General features: G+C 36.8%; 16 protein-coding genes. 4 read left to right on the forward strand and 12 right to left on the reverse strand.

The features are described 5' to 3' along the window. Positions 1–3: 3 nt before the first annotated feature. Positions 4–489, forward strand: a complete 486-nt coding sequence (locus H4J54_RS16555) for a hypothetical protein (RefSeq protein WP_182192100.1) — start codon at positions 4–6, stop codon at positions 487–489. Between the two features lie 57 nt (positions 490–546). On the opposite strand, the gene H4J54_RS16560 is transcribed toward H4J54_RS16555, so the two are convergent. Continuing rightward, positions 547–1,386 (reverse strand): universal stress protein, encoded by an 840-nt coding sequence (locus H4J54_RS16560; protein ID WP_182192101.1) that lies wholly within the window; start codon positions 1,384–1,386, stop codon positions 547–549. Positions 1,387–1,595: 209 nt separating this feature from the next. Here H4J54_RS16560 and H4J54_RS16565 point away from each other — a divergent pair, with 209 nt between their 5' ends. After that, complete coding sequence (locus H4J54_RS16565) at positions 1,596–2,384, forward strand: hypothetical protein (RefSeq protein WP_182192102.1); 789 nt, start codon at positions 1,596–1,598, stop codon at positions 2,382–2,384. A 14-nt stretch (positions 2,385–2,398) separates the two neighbouring features. After that, positions 2,399–3,256, forward strand: coding sequence for a mechanosensitive ion channel family protein (locus H4J54_RS16570; protein WP_182192103.1), 858 nt, complete (start codon positions 2,399–2,401; stop codon positions 3,254–3,256). Positions 3,257–3,417: 161 nt separating this feature from the next. Here the strand turns inward: H4J54_RS16570 and H4J54_RS16575 are convergent, their stop codons facing one another. The 7 genes from H4J54_RS16575 to H4J54_RS16605 form a co-directional block, all read right to left on the reverse strand. Further along, entirely contained in the window at positions 3,418–3,867 is a 450-nt protein-coding gene (locus H4J54_RS16575) for a group 1 truncated hemoglobin (protein ID WP_182192104.1), read from the reverse strand. A 20-nt stretch (positions 3,868–3,887) separates the two neighbouring features. Then, a complete protein-coding gene (locus H4J54_RS16580; protein WP_182192105.1) occupies positions 3,888–4,721 on the reverse strand; it encodes a DUF3034 family protein in 834 nt (277 codons plus the stop codon). Then, positions 4,714–7,032: a bifunctional diguanylate cyclase/phosphodiesterase gene (locus tag H4J54_RS16585; RefSeq protein WP_182192106.1), complete on the reverse strand. Its 2,319-nt coding sequence runs from the start codon at positions 7,030–7,032 to the stop codon at positions 4,714–4,716. Before H4J54_RS16585 ends, H4J54_RS16580 begins: the two co-directional genes overlap by 8 nt. After that, a complete protein-coding gene (locus H4J54_RS19250) occupies positions 7,022–7,681 on the reverse strand; it encodes a methylamine utilization protein (RefSeq protein ID WP_220464185.1) in 660 nt (219 codons plus the stop codon). Before H4J54_RS19250 ends, H4J54_RS16585 begins: the two co-directional genes overlap by 11 nt. 196 nt (positions 7,682–7,877) lie before the next feature. Beyond that, complete coding sequence (locus H4J54_RS16595) at positions 7,878–9,566, reverse strand: bifunctional diguanylate cyclase/phosphodiesterase (protein WP_182192107.1); 1,689 nt, start codon at positions 9,564–9,566, stop codon at positions 7,878–7,880. 46 nt (positions 9,567–9,612) lie between these two features. After that, positions 9,613–10,038: a response regulator gene (locus H4J54_RS16600; RefSeq protein WP_182192108.1), complete on the reverse strand. Its 426-nt coding sequence runs from the start codon at positions 10,036–10,038 to the stop codon at positions 9,613–9,615. A 45-nt stretch (positions 10,039–10,083) separates the two neighbouring features. Beyond that, positions 10,084–11,856, reverse strand: a complete 1,773-nt coding sequence (locus H4J54_RS16605) for a CHASE domain-containing protein (protein ID WP_182192109.1) — start codon at positions 11,854–11,856, stop codon at positions 10,084–10,086. Positions 11,857–12,439: 583 nt separating this feature from the next. Between H4J54_RS16605 and H4J54_RS16610 the strand changes: the two genes are divergently transcribed. Next, a complete protein-coding gene (locus H4J54_RS16610; protein ID WP_182192110.1) occupies positions 12,440–13,117 on the forward strand; it encodes a phospholipid-binding protein MlaC in 678 nt (225 codons plus the stop codon). Positions 13,118–13,338: 221 nt separating this feature from the next. Here the strand turns inward: H4J54_RS16610 and H4J54_RS16615 are convergent, their stop codons facing one another. The 4 genes from H4J54_RS16615 to rimK are packed head-to-tail and all read right to left on the reverse strand — an operon-like array spanning position 13,339 to position 16,617. After that, entirely contained in the window at positions 13,339–14,211 is an 873-nt protein-coding gene (locus H4J54_RS16615) for a mechanosensitive ion channel family protein (protein ID WP_182192111.1), read from the reverse strand. Positions 14,212–14,235: 24 nt separating this feature from the next. After that, positions 14,236–14,667: an ATP-dependent zinc protease gene (locus tag H4J54_RS16620; protein ID WP_182192112.1), complete on the reverse strand. Its 432-nt coding sequence runs from the start codon at positions 14,665–14,667 to the stop codon at positions 14,236–14,238. Positions 14,668–14,683: 16 nt separating this feature from the next. Beyond that, the gene (locus H4J54_RS16625) at positions 14,684–15,703 is read right to left on the reverse strand and encodes a succinylglutamate desuccinylase/aspartoacylase family protein (RefSeq protein ID WP_182192162.1); all 1,020 of its coding nucleotides are present in this window, start codon (positions 15,701–15,703) and stop codon (positions 14,684–14,686) included. A gap of 8 nt (positions 15,704–15,711) precedes the next feature. Then, positions 15,712–16,617, reverse strand: a complete 906-nt coding sequence (rimK, locus tag H4J54_RS16630; RefSeq protein WP_182137843.1) for a 30S ribosomal protein S6--L-glutamate ligase — start codon at positions 16,615–16,617, stop codon at positions 15,712–15,714. Positions 16,618–16,653 lie beyond the last annotated feature (36 nt).

A 16,653-nucleotide genomic window follows, 5' to 3' on the forward strand; every position in this document is an offset into this window, starting at 1 on the left:
TTTATGTCAACAGATTCAACAGGCTCCACCCAGCTATCATCAACAGCAATAGTAACACCTGTAAGCATTCCTAAACGTCATCCATTCATCAGTTGGTCATTGGCGATATTAACAGCCATGCTTGGAGTGTATTTATCGCTAATACAATTTGCTGGTTTAGAATGGCTTTCTCGCAGTGGTTGTTTAATTGTGATACTGGGTGTCTGGTCTGGGTTGGGTGGTATAATACAAGAACGATTATTACTTAGCCGACTTAATTTTCATCATCGCATAGTACTGGCTCGCGCTAAAAGAAAATTACATAAATTTAAAGTATCAAGCGAAAATATAGCCAGCGAAATTCAAAGTATTGAAGATGACTTTGAAGAAAAAACCGAAAAAATATTACAAGCCGTTAGATTACAACTGGGTATTCTTGAGGTTTCATTACTTATCACGGGGACATTATTGTGGGGGTTTGGGGATTTATTTTTTATATTACGTAGTTAAGAGATAAAAAATTTGCCTGATAAATAACGATCATTTTTATTCATCAGGCAAAACTAGTTAAGGAGTATTAATTAAAACCATATCGCTATTTTGATGGCTAATCAGTGCTGAAATTGTTGAGCCATTGAGCCACTTGTCAAATAAGCTGTGCTTTCTACAGCCGAGTACGATTAAGTCTATTTTATTATCGTCAACATAAGTTAGCAAAGCATGCTCAGGTGTACCACGAACAAAGGTTAACAAGTTTTTTGCGCATTTCACTTGTTTAGCGAAACGATATATTTGTTCTTTGTGCAAGGCCTCAATTTTTTTTTCGTATTCAATCGCCAAAGGTGGAATGTGAATAACGTGTAATAAGAAGGCCTCTGTTTGCTCTGCGGGTGTGCACCACTGGCGCATAAAGTGATAAACTTTATGATCAGATTTGTTGTCGCTGTCATCTTCATGAAATGGGTCAATTGCCCCGATGGCTTTACCATCAGATAGCCATTTTTTTTGATTTAATATAAATACCGTATGCTGATTGTTACTAATATATTGATTGTCAGCCGAGGAAAGGCCAGATTTTGATCGAATAATAACGATAGGATCTAGTGTATTAGCCTCGTTATCTACTTGCTTTGACCAGTATTTTTCTTTACAGATATGCACCTTGCTCTTTGGGCAGTGCTGCTTAATTTTTAATTCAATTTGGTCAACTTTGTTTTGATGACTTACTTGTAAGTTACCTGAAATAGCGGCGAGTTCATTTGAAAAATAACGGCGATCAAAAAAACGCTGATGATGATGTAAATACCAAACTACATTCGCTGAAAATTTATTTTGCAGTAGGCTTATCTTAGAGAAAATGGCATGAGTAACTTCCAAATCAGACAAAACAATGTGTAATGTTGTCATGATAGGTTCCTTAAAATGGTTAATGATTAACCGCAGAAAACGCCAATTTATATGCGGGGTTTTGTCTATACACAAGTGACTTAAGATAGCATAATCTATCAATATAGAAAGATATTGATAATTGAACAGTAAGCTAAATTTATACAGTTTCACAAGCTATTAGCTACTTTAAAGTTAGCTAACAGGCAAATAAAACAGAGAAAATTAAAATGCTGAATAATGCATGGTGGGGTGAGTTTACTTTTGACCTTCAACAACAACGCTGCTGGCGACTGGGTGAGAGAGTCATCATTCTTAAACGCTTAGACAATGAATGGAACAGTTGGAATCTAGAAACAGATACTGATAATAACGAGGTAATGGTTGTTGGTAATGGCGATGAAAATTACGCGATTGGTGAAGCAAAATTCGGCCGATATTTACAACAAAGCACCTCGGAAAACGTACGGGTATTACCTTTACTGGCAGACCGAGCCGTAGTGGCGCGCCCAGATACACCCTTAACTTTACTTGCGGGTGAAAAATCACGGCTATACGTTAGTACGCCTATTTGGTTCTCGGCTCAATTATTACCTAAAGGTGAATGCTTACTTGATTTACCCTTTTGGCGACCGTCTGACTCTTGGTTTGGTCCATCAACAAGAGAAGGGCAAATATGTTACGCAAAATATACTGAGGCGCGTATTCAGCTTAATAATATAGACAAACGGCCACATCGCGCAATAACCCCAATTACTGTGATTAATAACCATAGCAAGGCGTTAACCATAGAGCGCATTAATGTGCCGGTGACCTTGTTGCATTTATACGCTGATGAAGAACATCAACTTTGGACCACGGGCATTTCGGTGCATCGAGATGGTGATAATGATAATGTTGAACTTCATCTTGATAAGCAGGCGCCAGTTGAAGCTTTATCGCCGGTGTTAATTAGTGGCCCAAGAATCGCAACCGAACAAAGTATACTCATACGCAGTATTAGTAGTTTGTTTGCTTAAAAAAGAGAGATTTTGTGAAAGACATCATAGCGTTTATCGAGCTACTAAAAGCCTCGCATTTATTTGCTTTTATTCAGGCTACTTTATTGTTTATTATTGGTTTTATCATCGCGCGTTTAGTCAGCAGTGCTATTGTTAAAGTATGTCAGCATAAAATGACGGCTCATGGGCAGTTGTTCCTTAAAAGAACTATTTTTTACGGTATTTTAATTTTAGTTACTATTTCAGCCTTAGATAATATCGGTATTGATCTCAGTATTTTACTCGGCGCGGCGGGCATTTTTACTGTTGCTTTAGGGTTTGCTTCTCAAACGTCAGCATCAAACTTAATTAGTGGCTTATTTTTGATGATTGAACGACCCTTTTCTATTACTGATGTTATCCGTGTCAATGACATTACCGGCGAAGTTATATCGATTGATTTACTCTCAGTTAAACTACGTACATTTGACAACTTGTTTGTCCGTATTCCTAATGAAAGTATGATAAAAAGCGCGGTTACCACATTGACCAAATATCCGATTAGGCGCGCTGATTTAATCATTGGTATTGCCTATAAAGAAGACATTGAAAAAGTACGTAATATATTGATGGATATTGCGGCGAAAAATTTAATTTGTTTAGAAGAGCCGGCGCCAGTTTTTATCTTAACTGGCTTTGGCAGCTCTTCTATTGATATTCAGTTTTCAGTGTGGGCGATACGAGAGAATTTTCTAACCTTGAGAAATAGCATGTATATAGAGATTAAAAACACCTTTGATCAGCAAGGGATTGAAATACCTTTTCCACACCTAAGTTTATATGCTGGCACGGCAACAAACCCTTTTCCACTTTCATCGACTAGCAATGACAGTGACAAAAGCGATAAGTAATTTAGCTGCTAGTTTAACTGAGCATATAAAGTTATCACAAGAAGCTAAGCTACTGGTTTAAAAAGCTATACTGGATCATGTAACCGACACTATTTTTAATTAGCTTGTATGCCAGCAGCTTTAGCCCCAAGTTTACTGATAGTGTACCTGACAGCAAAGCGTTACATTTTAATGATGGTTTTTCTGAGTGGCGCAAGTCGCGCTAATAATTTGTTTTGGACTGGGTAGCTAATATCTGCAGCATCCATAGCCTGGATAAAAAGCTCAACAAAATGATTAAATTCGTTTTTATTGATATACATGCCTTGATGAATATCTTCCATACTGTCGCCTTTGTATTGACAAGGACCGTCAGCTAAATGGCATAAAAACACCGTGAGTTGGTCTTTAAAACGGGTGACATTACTTTGAGCAAAGTGAGAAAACACCACATCATCTTGACCAATAATATTAATTAAATTATCAATGATGTTATCAAGTGCTGGCTTCTCACCCATTTTTTGATAAAGGCTGGGTTGGGTCTGTGCCTGGCTATGACTATCAATATTACTGCTAGGCGAAGAGCAAGCTAAACAACTCATTAATAGCAGTAATATTATTGATTTTGTCATATTCACTATTCCATTTTTCATTATAAATACCACATAGTTGATAAATACCAACCGGTTTGTTTGTCAATGGCGGCAATACTCCCTAAGTCAACATAGGCCAATGTCACGCTAAGATGTTTATTGGGAAACCAGGCAATAAAAATATCTTTCCAGTGGTCTTCACCCAAATTTAAGTTATCAGGTTTTTGCCTAAATTCTACACCAAGGGCTAAGTGTCGGTTAAGTAAAATAGCGCTTGAAACTTCTAATTGAATTGTTTTCTTTTCATGAGCACCACCAAAACCCAGCAAGCCTAGTTGATTGCTTTTAGTATGTCTGGCGGTAACGTTCCATAACCAGTTGTAACCGTTAATAAAGCCGAGGTGCAGTTTACTTGCAGCTATGTAAACATCAGTGCCAGTATCTTTTTTTGCACCTAATGAAAATGCGACATCACTGGTTTTTAATTTTTTTGATTGAATGCCTAAACTCACTTGCGGCATAGTCGAATAGACTAAATCGCCAAATAAATTAATTTTTGCTCCAATAATGTTTTGCTTTAAATTCAGTTTAAGCGGGGTTACTTCAAAGTTTTGTTTAGCATACGACAGTTCTATTTTGTCATATAAATTTGCCTGTAGAGCACAGCTATCTAAAGAAAAGTCTTTAACAGTAACTCGACTACATGCCGCACTGACCGAGATACTTTCTTCGGTCGCATAGCCGGCTAACTGCGCCCAAGGTACAATGCCGCCGCCGCCAGAGCCTTCAATTTGAGAAACCCCTGGCGTGGCTAATATTTTACCTTCTGCTGAGCAGTTGGCAGAGCAAAGAACCAGAAAACAGCCATAAAGTAAGGGTGATATTTTATTCATAGGTATTTAACCATATTAGTAAATCAGCTGACTTAATTGGACGTGAAATAAAGTAACCTTGTGCATGGTTACATTTCATCGCTTTGAGCATATCTAGAGACGCTTTATTTTCTACGCCTTCAGCAACCACACTAAAACCTAATTGGTGGCTCAACTCTATGGTAGATTGAACAATGTATTGGTCTTTTTCTGATGTGTCTAATTCAAGTATAAAGGCTTTATCTATTTTTAACTCATCAATAGGTAATTGCTTCAATTTACCTAAAGATGATTGACCAATACCATAGTCATCAACAGAAATTTGTATACCAGTCTGCTTTAACTGTGTTAAACGACTAATGACTAAACCTTCATTAGTCATAATATCTCGTTCAGTTATTTCTAAGGTAACAAGTTTAGGATCGACATGGTATTGTGAGATTTTTTTAAAAACAAAGTCAATAAAATCAGTATGGATAATGTCCTGCGCTGATATATTGATGGCAACCTTAAGATTAAGGTTTTTAGCTCGCCACTCTTGTTGCTGCTTAAATACCGTATCTATGACCCAATGGGTTAATTTAATAATCAGCCCTGATTGCTCAGCTAAATCAATAAATAACTCAGGAGAGACAAATTGTCCATTCGGTTTTATCCAACGAATTAATGACTCTACTTTTTCTATTTTTCCGTTCTCTAAATTGAGCTTGGGTTGATAAACCATGAACAACTCGCCGTCATCACGTATTAATGTTTCTCTGAGTTCTTCAAGTAAATTTAACCTTTCTAAATAGGCTTCATCTTCACCACTTTGGTAAGCTCTTAGCGTTGCATTTTCTGTTTTTGCAGCTTCCAAAGCAATAGTCGTTCTTCGCACTACTGCTTTTACATCGCTACTTTGCTCTGGGAAAAGACAAGTGCCAACACAATAATTTAAATTCAACCAGAGTTTATTAACTTTTAACGGTGCTCTTAAAGGCGGTAAAAAATGTTCAATAATATCCTCATAACTCTCGTTACTTTTTAGGTGAATAACCACCCAAAATTCAGTACCTGAAAATCGTCCAACCATTAATGTTTGTTCTGGATAAATGGCTTTAATCCTTTGGACAACAGACCTAAGGGTAAGATCACCTGTGCCTGAGCCTAAACTATCGTTGATGCGTTTAAAATTACGCACATTTATTGCCATCAGCAATAATGAACCGTCAGTGTTAGGATCATGTAAGGCGATCTTTTCTGCCAGCAGTTCAAGAAAAGTAGCGCGATTATAAACATCGGTTAACGCGTCATGTTTTGCCTGATAATTAATTTTAATTTCACGTTGTTCAATTTTTTTACCCATTTGAATAAAGCTGTTGTAAACCCGGAACACTTCTACACCGCCGTCTGACATCATACTGTTATGCTCATATTTACCGCGAGCAAAGTCATGGCTTAATTGCGTGAGTTGGTGCAGAGGTTTAGTGAGGCTTCGGGCAATAAAACTACAAACAATGGCCGTAATGCCAATGATCAAAAGCGAAATTAAAAGGGTAATAGCGACTAATTTATCAAGCTCTATATAGCTTGGGGATAAATCTACAGACAATTGGGCAATGTATTCATGATCTTGCGAATCAGTAAAGGTTATCCGCTTGTTCTCATAAAGCTTTCTTTCAAAGAGCAACCAAGAGTTATCAGTTGTTTTAAAATGTTCTTTATAGCTGGCATCGATATTTTGCGAAGTCGATATAATCAGTGCGTCGTTATAAATAAAGCTAACTTCAACTGTCATTAGTCTTTTTAATTCATTAACGAATGCCTGATCTATTTGGAAACCTATGACAGAGTAGGCAATGGTTCTGGGTGCTTCAACAGGCAATACTATGAGTTGGTATAAATTACCACCAAGCAGCATTAACTGAGTTTTATTCAAGTTTTGTTTTATGGCCATTAAGCTTTGGCTTAAGGTCGAGTCCAAGGTAAGTTGGTTATTACTTGAAGAAATAATCTCACCATTTAAATCACTTAGCACCATTAAACTCGCATTAATTCGAGAACCATGGTTTTGTAACACGCTAGCAATAGTGGCCTGATCACGTGAGGCAACCGCTTGCTTAAAACCGAAGTCTGCCGTCAGCACTTTTGATGCCGTAAGCAGCAATTCTTCTTTGGCTTTTAAATATTCTATTAATACGTTTTCAGCACTGGTAATACGTTGATTTATTTGCAGGTTATGTGACGAAATGGTTTTCCACAAAGACACAGCTAATAAGCAGGCCACAGTTAAAACAACCAGCGACACACCTAGCAAGGTGATTTGTTCACGTAGAGTAAGTTTACTGGCCATTTTTTTTGAATATACTTTGAAAGGTATTTCGTGGCTCAGGCGCGTCAACAACTAAATTAATAACTAATGAGCCATTATTATTTTTGTTTTTAGACAAATCATCATAACTCATATTTGTTAAGCGAGTAACCGAACTTGCATGCCAAACATTAACGCTATCGTATTCTACCGTATCTGCTAATCTTGCTATGCCTTGCTCATTAGTCATTAATACCTGTGTTGAGCTAGCAATATAAATATAACCAATCATAGAGTCGTGTATGTTGCAGCCTAATACAGCTACACCGGCAACATCAAACTGTAATGGTGCTTTAGGTTTTCCTGAGTAAAGTTTTAATTCAAAAGGTTTGACCGATGAAAACGAGTAAACATGATGCCTAATGTTGTCACTATTGGGAAAATTAACATAGTCACCTTGATGGATAACTAACACACCGGGTTTAAATAGTTTATCAACCTGATCCATAACCAAAGTATTTGGTGTTGATACGGCCGCAGCAGCAGGGTTGGTTACAGAGAACTCCAGTACTGTATTTTTAAGTGGCAAGCCTTGTTGATCTTGCACTAGAAAAGACTCGGCACTTGCTTGTGTACAAAGTACTAAAAGCGTAATAACAATGCTTGAGGTATTTAAAAGCCGATTTATCATAATTTCCTTTTAAAACTACTTAGGTAAAGTATTAATAAGAACGCTGATTGAGCAGACTTATCGCAAAATAAAATCAGTGACTTAACCTGCCTATATCTTGAAATAAGATTAAGGTTTTGGGCGGGTCATTGCAAATTAAATATCAAACTCAAAGCGCTTAAATAAAAGGTAACTGTGAGTAGGGCAGTGAACTGTATTAGAGATATTTTTTTTCAATGCATCCAGTAGTTAGCGGTTTAGAAAAAAAGTAACCTTGTGTGCGCTGAATATTCAGTTGTTGGCATAAACGTAAATTATTTTCATCTTCAATACCCTCTGCGATAATATTTAACCCTAAAGAATGCAGCATAGCGGTAAGGCCATCTATTAAGGCCCGTGTTTTTGGCTCATGGGAGGCAAGCATTAACGACTTGTCAATTTTAACGGTATTAATGGGGAAATTTTGTAAATGTGATACTGACGAAAAGCCCGTGCCAAAATCATCTAATGCAATATGGCAACCTAACTGGCTAATTGACTCGATAACCGCAATCGCTTGACTACTGTTTTCAAGTAAAGCCGTTTCGGTTAGTTCAAATTCTATCAATGCCGGTGGTACCTGATATTTTTCTATTATGCTTTTGATGAAACTGATCAGTGTTTTATCAGCCAATTGTACGCTTGATAAATTAATGGCGATGGATAATGCTTTGTCGCTTTGTAAATTCCATATTGATATTTGATATATGGCTTGGGCTATCACCCAGCGACCAATATCAATAATGACACGAGAAGACTCAGCGATAGGTATAAAACTATCTGGAAAGTGTAAGGTGTTTTGAAAGTTCCAGCGTATTAATGCTTCAAAGCCGGTGACTTGTGATGTTGCTGTGTCAACTATAGGTTGGTAATGTAATATAAATTCATCGCGCTCTAAAGCACCAACTAAATTAGCTTCAATTTGGTATTGTTGTAAAAATTGCTTTTGCATTTCTGTTTCAAAATAGCATATTTGATTTCGACCCAATTTTTTCGCGCGATACATGGCAATATCGGCATATTTAAGTAATTCATTAGCGCTGAGGCTATTGTCAGGGAATATGGCAATACCAATACTTGCGCCCATTTTTATTTCTATACCTGAAATATTAAAGGGCTCATCAAAACAATTTAATATCCGTTGGGTTACCCTAGTTGCATTGTCTATAGATTTTAAGTGGCTTAATATAATGGCAAATTCGTCCCCACCTACACGTGCAAATAATTCATTTTCACGCAGGCACTTGTAAACTCTATTGGATACTTGTTTTAACAATAGATCGCCAATATCATGACCATGGCTATCGTTAATGAATTTGAAATTATCAAGGTCGAATAATATTAAGGCTAATTTAGCGTCATCACGAGGTTGTTGTGTAATGTTTAAACGTAATGCCTCTTCAAATGCGTAACGATTAGCTAAGCCAGTTAATGAGTCATGTTCTGCTAGCTCTCTCGCTTCTTGGTAACTTTTATAAAGTTTTTTCTCTAATTCAAAGCGTGTTTGAGATTGTAGAATTGCACGTTGTAGCCTTGATGAAGTTACCTCTGATTTAAGTAAAAAATCTTGAGCACCATTTTTGATGCATTCTAATGCTAAATCTGACTCTTCAGAATTACTCAGCATAATAACGGCAACAGAGTGATCTACTAAAGAGCAGCGTAACTCTAGTAATAATTCAATACCGTCACGTTTAGGCATGCGGTAATCTAATAAAACCACATCAAATCTTTCAGCTTTGAAGGCTGCTAAACCTTCATCTACTGACTCAGTTTCAACAATATGACAGTCGCTATTAGCTTTATTTAATGTTCTTATAAGGTGTTCGCGATCGACAACGTCGTCGTCAACAATTAAAATATTCAAATTTTATCCTTTCGTGATCATCACGGCAAAAGTACGGCTGATTTGTTTAACTTCCTGGGAAAAGAACTATTTTCCAATAGCCTTTGAGCACCTTTACGATGTCTAAAAAACCGTCTCCTACTTGATCTTTAATAAAGTAACCCGCGATATTTTGTTGGTAGCTGGCGGTAATATCTTTATCTGATTTTGATGTGGTTAAAACAAAAATAATACTCTTGTCTAATTGTGGGTCTTGACGAATTTCTTCTAAAAACTCCAAGCCATTTAAACGCGGCATTTGTAAATCAAGCAATATAATATAAGGCGAGGGTACAGCACCGCTGCGAAGTAACTCTAGGCCGTGTAGGCCATCAGTTGCTCTAATAATGGTGTTACCTAGGCACAATTTGTCAAAGGCACGCGTTATAGACATAGCATCGACATCGTCATCTTCAATTAATAACAGCGTTACTTCTTTTTGTTGTTCAGTCATTTATTCAGTTATCCGTTTATCTTGTTTAATGCTAGCATTGAGTCGCTATATTTTTGTGGTAATGGGCCATAAAATGGCTATGGTGGTGCCTCTAATACCATCGGAGTCAATCGTTAAACTGCCACCGTAATATTCGATGGTTTTCTTTGATAATGACAAGCCCATACCACTACCTTCAACTTTATCTCTGGGTCGTAAAGTTTGAAACATCTCTAACGCCTTATCAAATAATTCTGGTGGAATACCCGGACCGTCATCTTGTACACTAATATGGTGCATTTTATTGATTGTTTTATATAATATTTTAATCTGACCCGTGGGTTTATCGTGATGTTTTACGGCATTTGACAAAAGATTTCGTAGTATAATTTCTATTGGCGTTTTAGGCAAAAGTAAGGTCTGCTTTTCTACCGACAAATTAAAGCCTGTTGGGTGATCTAAGAGACTAAAAATCTCGTTAGCTATTATGGCTAAATCAAATTCTTGCGGTTTATATTCATGTCGGCCAATACGAGAGTAGTCGAGTAAATCGTCCAGTAACCTATTCATTCTTTCACTGCGGCTATTAAGCAATTTTAAATGTTTTTTGGAGCCCTCAGGTAATAGGCTTTCACAATCCTCAGTGATCCAACTGGCTAATTTTTTTATGGCGTTCAAAGGTGACTTCAAATCATGGGAAGCTACATAAGCAAACTGTTCCAGATCTTGGTTTGAACTCATCAGACGTTGAGTGCCAAGTTTGAGTTCCCGAGTAATATCGTCAGCATAGATTAATGCTTGCTTGTTTGCTCTTGAAAGGACAATAAACAAGGCGAGTATCAAAAGATCAATAATAATACCACCCGCTAATATGAAATACGGTTGATTCGAACCTGAAGCCTCACGAAAGAATAAATTTGAACTAACAATAAACTTCCATTCTCGGCCATAGAAATTAACATCGATATGTTTAATAAAGAGTGGATTAGCGTCTATTTCAATACTGTCGACATTATTTATATCATTATACAATGACTTACCTTCGTCGCTAATATGTAATGAAACATGGCGTTGTTTAGCAGCTAAGGTGCCGGAAATAAGTTTAGACATAATAAAAGGCGCATAAGCCACGCCTTGTATCGACTTTTGGCGAGTATTTACTGAGTTGTGCGGCAGACCTTTTTTATAGAAAGGGGCATAAAAAAGAAACCCAGGCGTTTGTTTCGCGTCTTGTACTAGGGTAATGGGTCCGGTTAATTGTGCTAAACCTGTATCTCTGGCTTTTTTGACACCCAAGTATCTATTTTTTTCAAAGGCTACATTTAAACCCAAAGCCTGTTTATTTGTTAAGAGCGGCTCAATAAAGGTAATTGGCCAAAGTTCCTGATTGGGATATAAGGGGTGGATGCTAAAATTTGGTCGGCTTTTTTGCTGCTGTAGAAGAAAGCTATTATGTTGGTCAAACTTAACATTATAAATTAACCCTAGGCCATTGATGCCAGGGTAGGCTTGATCTATTCGTAGGCTATTGCTGTAGTTTTCCCATTGCTGTTCAGTAATATCACCTTCGCTAGCATCAACATGAGCGACAGCTCCCCATAAGGCGTGTTCATATAGTTGCATTCTTTCTTTAACAAGTTCTATAACGTGCAAAGACTCACGTTCAAAACGTTCAGCCACTCGTTTATTAACCTGTACTGAAGCAATGTACCATGCCCCAATAGTTAATAGGGTCGAAAGTATTAATATTAACCAATGTATACCGTGAAATCGACTTGCATCAATTAATTTTTGCCTTTTTATATCAGCATGCGTTACTGCTATCGCGCTCTTTTTCATTAATTGTGTCTCGATATGTTGTTTTAAATACCTAAGATAAATATAACGACCTATCCTTGGTGCTAAAATTAATACACATACCTCAACAATGTTTACTGATGTTAAATTTAAATATTTGCTAAAGATCATCACTTAAGGGGCTAGTTAACGTTGAAGGCATAACACTGAAAAAATGTCAGTGTAATAAGAGCAGTAACAAGGTTAACTGTCCATTAAGATAATATAGAAATAAGTGGATTACCAGAACATTACCACTATACCCAAGACGCTAAAGTAATTAACAACCTAACTTGTCGTTTTTTTAAACATTTTTTAAACAATTATTGAGTTAGGTAAATATTATGTAAATGCTCATACGGACAAAGTAAATTTAAAGTTCACCACTAGTGGATTTAAATGATAATTTTTAGTGTACTACAGAAAATAAAACCTAGTTTTATGTATTTTATTTACTTGTTAACCTTAACGCCTTAATAAGAACAAGAACCAGTGGTTAAAATTTTTGTTACCACTAACCACTAAGAGTTTAATTAATTTATTTGATTAGTTTGAGTAAATTAATGCACTTGCTAGCTTGATATGAATGGCTATAATTGCAGATATATATTATTTATTGAGTAATGAAATGACAAGCAAACGTACTAACAACACTAATTTAATCAGTGTTGTTATTTTCACTATGGCGCTTTTAATAACAGCGACTGTTTTTGCGTCTCCTGACGATGCTAAAGCTAAGGTAAAGCAGATATTTAGTCAGGTTGAAGCTTCGCTAATTAAATTAAAGCAAACTGAGACCTTAACCAAGGCTAATATTAGAGACGTGTTAAACCAGTATTTATTGCCCGAAGTCGATACCCGATACTTTACTTATAAAATCCTGAATAAAAATTTTACTAAGGTCCCTGAAGAACTCAGAGAGCCCTTTATAGCTGAGTTATCGTTACAGCTCATCAACACTTATAGTAATTTATTAAATAAATATGATAATGAAGTGATTAATATTGGCGAAAGTACCATCTCTAAAAGTGGTAAAATGGCGATGGTAGATATCACCATTGTTGGCAGTACTAAAACTAATAAAGCCGTGGTTAAATTATTACAGTCAAGTACACAAACCTGGCTTTTCTTTGATATTGAGGTTGAAGGCATAAGTTTATTGCAAACAAAACAAGCAGAAATAAATGCCAGTTTTAATAAATTGGGCATAGAAGGTACTTTGCTACAATTACAGAAAATTAATCATAAAGTCGTTGAGGGTTAATTAACCCTAAAAGTTAACGCTAAAAGTGAACAAGGATTATGAGCTATTAAACACCGCTAAGCATTAATGAAATTAATCTAATTAACCAGTTAATTTCATTAAGTTATTGTTCACTTGTGTTAGTTAAATACTCTAAGGTACAGTGTTATTAATTACAACAATGGGTTGTTGAGCGACAATATTAATCAAAGTAGTATTGCTGTGCTTACTATTAAAGATAATTAACTGTTAATTATCTTTAATGAGCCATCAAGGTGTATGTCTCGTTGTGGATATGCCACGACAATATTCTCTTGTTCAAATAATTCTTCCAAACGAAATCTTACGTTGCTTTTTGCAATTCTTAAACCACTTTCCACTCTTGAGTTGACCCAAAAAGTGACTTCAAACATTAAGGCATTATCACCAAAGTCGTCAAAGGTGACTAAGGGTTTAGGCTCTGTTAGCGCTTCAGCTTGTTCTGTGGTTGCTTGCATAATCAAGCCCGCAACTTTTTTGGCTGGCGAGCCATAAGCGACACCCACTTTAACCGAACATCTAACAAACTGGTCTACTAAGGTCCAGTTAACCACGGTGTTTTCAAGTAATTTGCTGTTAGGTATTAATAAATGCACACCGTCTACTCGTTTTATACGGGTTGAACGGGTGTTGATTTCTTCCACTAGGCCTTTAGAGTCTTCAATTTCTAAAAAATCGCCAATACGAATAGGGCGCTCCCACATTAAGATCCAGCCACTAATAAAATTATTAATAATATTTTGTGCACCAAAACCAAAGCCAATAGCAATGGCGCCAGACAAAAAAGCAAAAGCAGCAATCGGCACATTCATAAAGTCTAATATGCTGATAATAATAATGGTTATCGCGATAACATATAAAACTCGTTCCACTAAGTGAATAATATTAGGGTCAGTTTTTTTTGTTGTTAAACGACTACTGATTAACTTAATTAGCCACTTGGTTAACAATAGACCCATAAAAATTATTATGGGTATAAAAAGAATATCGCCTATCGTGATAGGTTGCTCTGATATCGTAATAACGATATGAGAAAGTATCACTTTCGCTTGTTCTATAGTCTGTTCAATAGTCATACTAAAACCTTAATAAATTGTATGTTATGAATTTACAAAGGCTTTTGATGGGTCTATAAGAAACCTTTCACCAATTGCCTCGCGACCAAATAACATTAAGTAACTCATATCTGAGCGATCAGTTAAGGTTATTTCAATCGGCCAAAGTTCGCTACCTAATTTTACCGGTGTTGATATAACATAGCGTTGCTCTGCGGTACCATTTGAAGATTTAACTCTTCTAATGTCATGGATAGGGGCTTCACAAGAAACCATATTCTCAACATTATAGACATCAGGATGCAGGTCAAATCGCACCATCACCTTACCATTTTTTTTAAATTTTTTAATGTTATCAACATGTAGAGAAGAGGTTTTAGCGCCTGTATCAACACGCACCTGTATATCTGTTATCGCTAAATCAGGTAGCGTAATAGTTTCCAAACTACCAATAATTATTTTTTGTTTTGTGGTCATATTAGGTTACCTTATTTTAAACGTTGTTCTCTGGTAGTAGGTTGTCTTGAGCACTCTCTATTTGCTCAAATATATGTTTGTCATCCTCTTCAAAGTAGGCAATATGAAACATAGCTTCACCTTCTTGTACTAAAGGAATATTTTGTTGACCAATTAATATGCCAGATCTACTCGCTTTAACGACATCAATAATTTCGCCATACGGACTGCCAATTTCTGCCAGCACATCACCTTTTTTTATTTGTTCACCTAAACGTACGCGATGATTAACTATGCCGCTGGCATTAGCACGTAACCATTGACTGCTGTTAGCAACAAAGGGAGCGATGATTTTTTTGCGCGTCGACGAAGCTTTACGCATGCCTAAATGCTTTAATACATTAGTAATGCCTCTCATGCCGGCGCGAATTGAAAACTCATCAAAACGTAGCGCTTCTCCAGCTTCATAAAGCAATACTTTAGTGTTATGTTTTACCGCCGCTTCTCTTAATGAACCATCAATAATGTTGGAATTTAATACCACAGGAACGCCAAATACTTGCGCAAGCTCTTTGGTTTCTGGACAAGAGAGATCGGCTCTAATTTGTGGTAAATTTGAGCGGTGAATTGCCCCTGTGTGTAGATCAATGCCGTAATCGCAATGTTTAACAATTTCATTAAGAAAAATATAGGCTACGCGCCCAGCCAGCGAACCTTTTGCTGAGCCAGGAAAACAGCGATTAAGATCTCTTCGGTCAGGCATGTAGCGACTTTGGTTCACTACGCCATAAACGTTCACCATAGGAACGGCTATTACGGTTCCTTTGGTGATTTTAAATTTATTTTCGCTGATTAATCGCCGAATAATTTCAATGCCATTTAACTCATCACCATGCACGGCAGCACTGACAAAAATAGTAGGCCCAGGTTTTTTTGAACGAATAATATGTACAGGTAAAGAAACGTCTGCATCTGTATATAACTTGGCTACAGGCAAGTCTATCTTGCGTTGTTCGCCCGGTAATATTACAAATTCACCTATTTTTAATGGACCCATCATTACCCTTATCCTTTACCACGAGTTTTATTGCTGTTTGGCTTGGCATTTTTTTCTAAAAATTCAAAAATCATACCGGCAATGTTTTTACCTGTTGCGGTTTCTATACCTTCTAAGCCTGGAGATGAGTTTACTTCCATCACCATAGGACCATTTTTGGAACGCAGTAAATCTACGCCACACATATTTAAGCCCATGGCTTTTGCCGCTTTAATTGCTGTGTCTCGTTCTTCTTTTGATAGCTTCACCACTTCAGCACTACCACCGCGATGTAAGTTAGAACGAAATTCACCTTCTGCACCTTGTCGTTTCATGGCAGCAACGACTTTGCCACCGATAACTAAACAACGAATGTCAGCACCACCGGCTTCTTTGACAAATTCTTGTACCAAGATGTTAGCTTTTAAACCCATAAAGGCTTCAATAATTGACTCCGCGGCTTTTGCGGTATCAGCTAATACAACACCAATACCTTGGGTGCCTTCTAATAATTTAATAACAACAGGTGCGCCACCAACATTTTTAATTAAATCTTTGGCATTGTCAGGTTTACTGGCAAAGCCGGTACGAGGTAAGCCAATACCTTTACGTGATAATAATTGTAATGAGCGCAATTTATCGCGAGAACGACTAATAGCAACAGATTCATTAATATTAAAGGTGCCCATCATTTCAAATTGACGCGCAACCGCTGTGCCGTAAAAGGTAACAGAAGCACCGATACGAGGAATAATAGCATCATACTTAGGTAGTTCTTTACCGTGATAACGCACAGCTGAATGGCTACTGGTTATATCCATATAGCAATGTAAAGTATCAATAACATCAACTTCATGTCCCATTGCTTCACCTGCTTCTTTTAAGCGTCTTGTAGAGTAAAGATTTTTATTTCTTGATAATATTGCTACTTTCATAAAGGCTACCTGTTCATTTCACTTTTATTATTTAAA

The organism is Colwellia sp. MB3u-8, from assembly GCF_014076985.1.
Taxonomy (GTDB): domain Bacteria; phylum Pseudomonadota; class Gammaproteobacteria; order Enterobacterales; family Alteromonadaceae; genus Cognaticolwellia.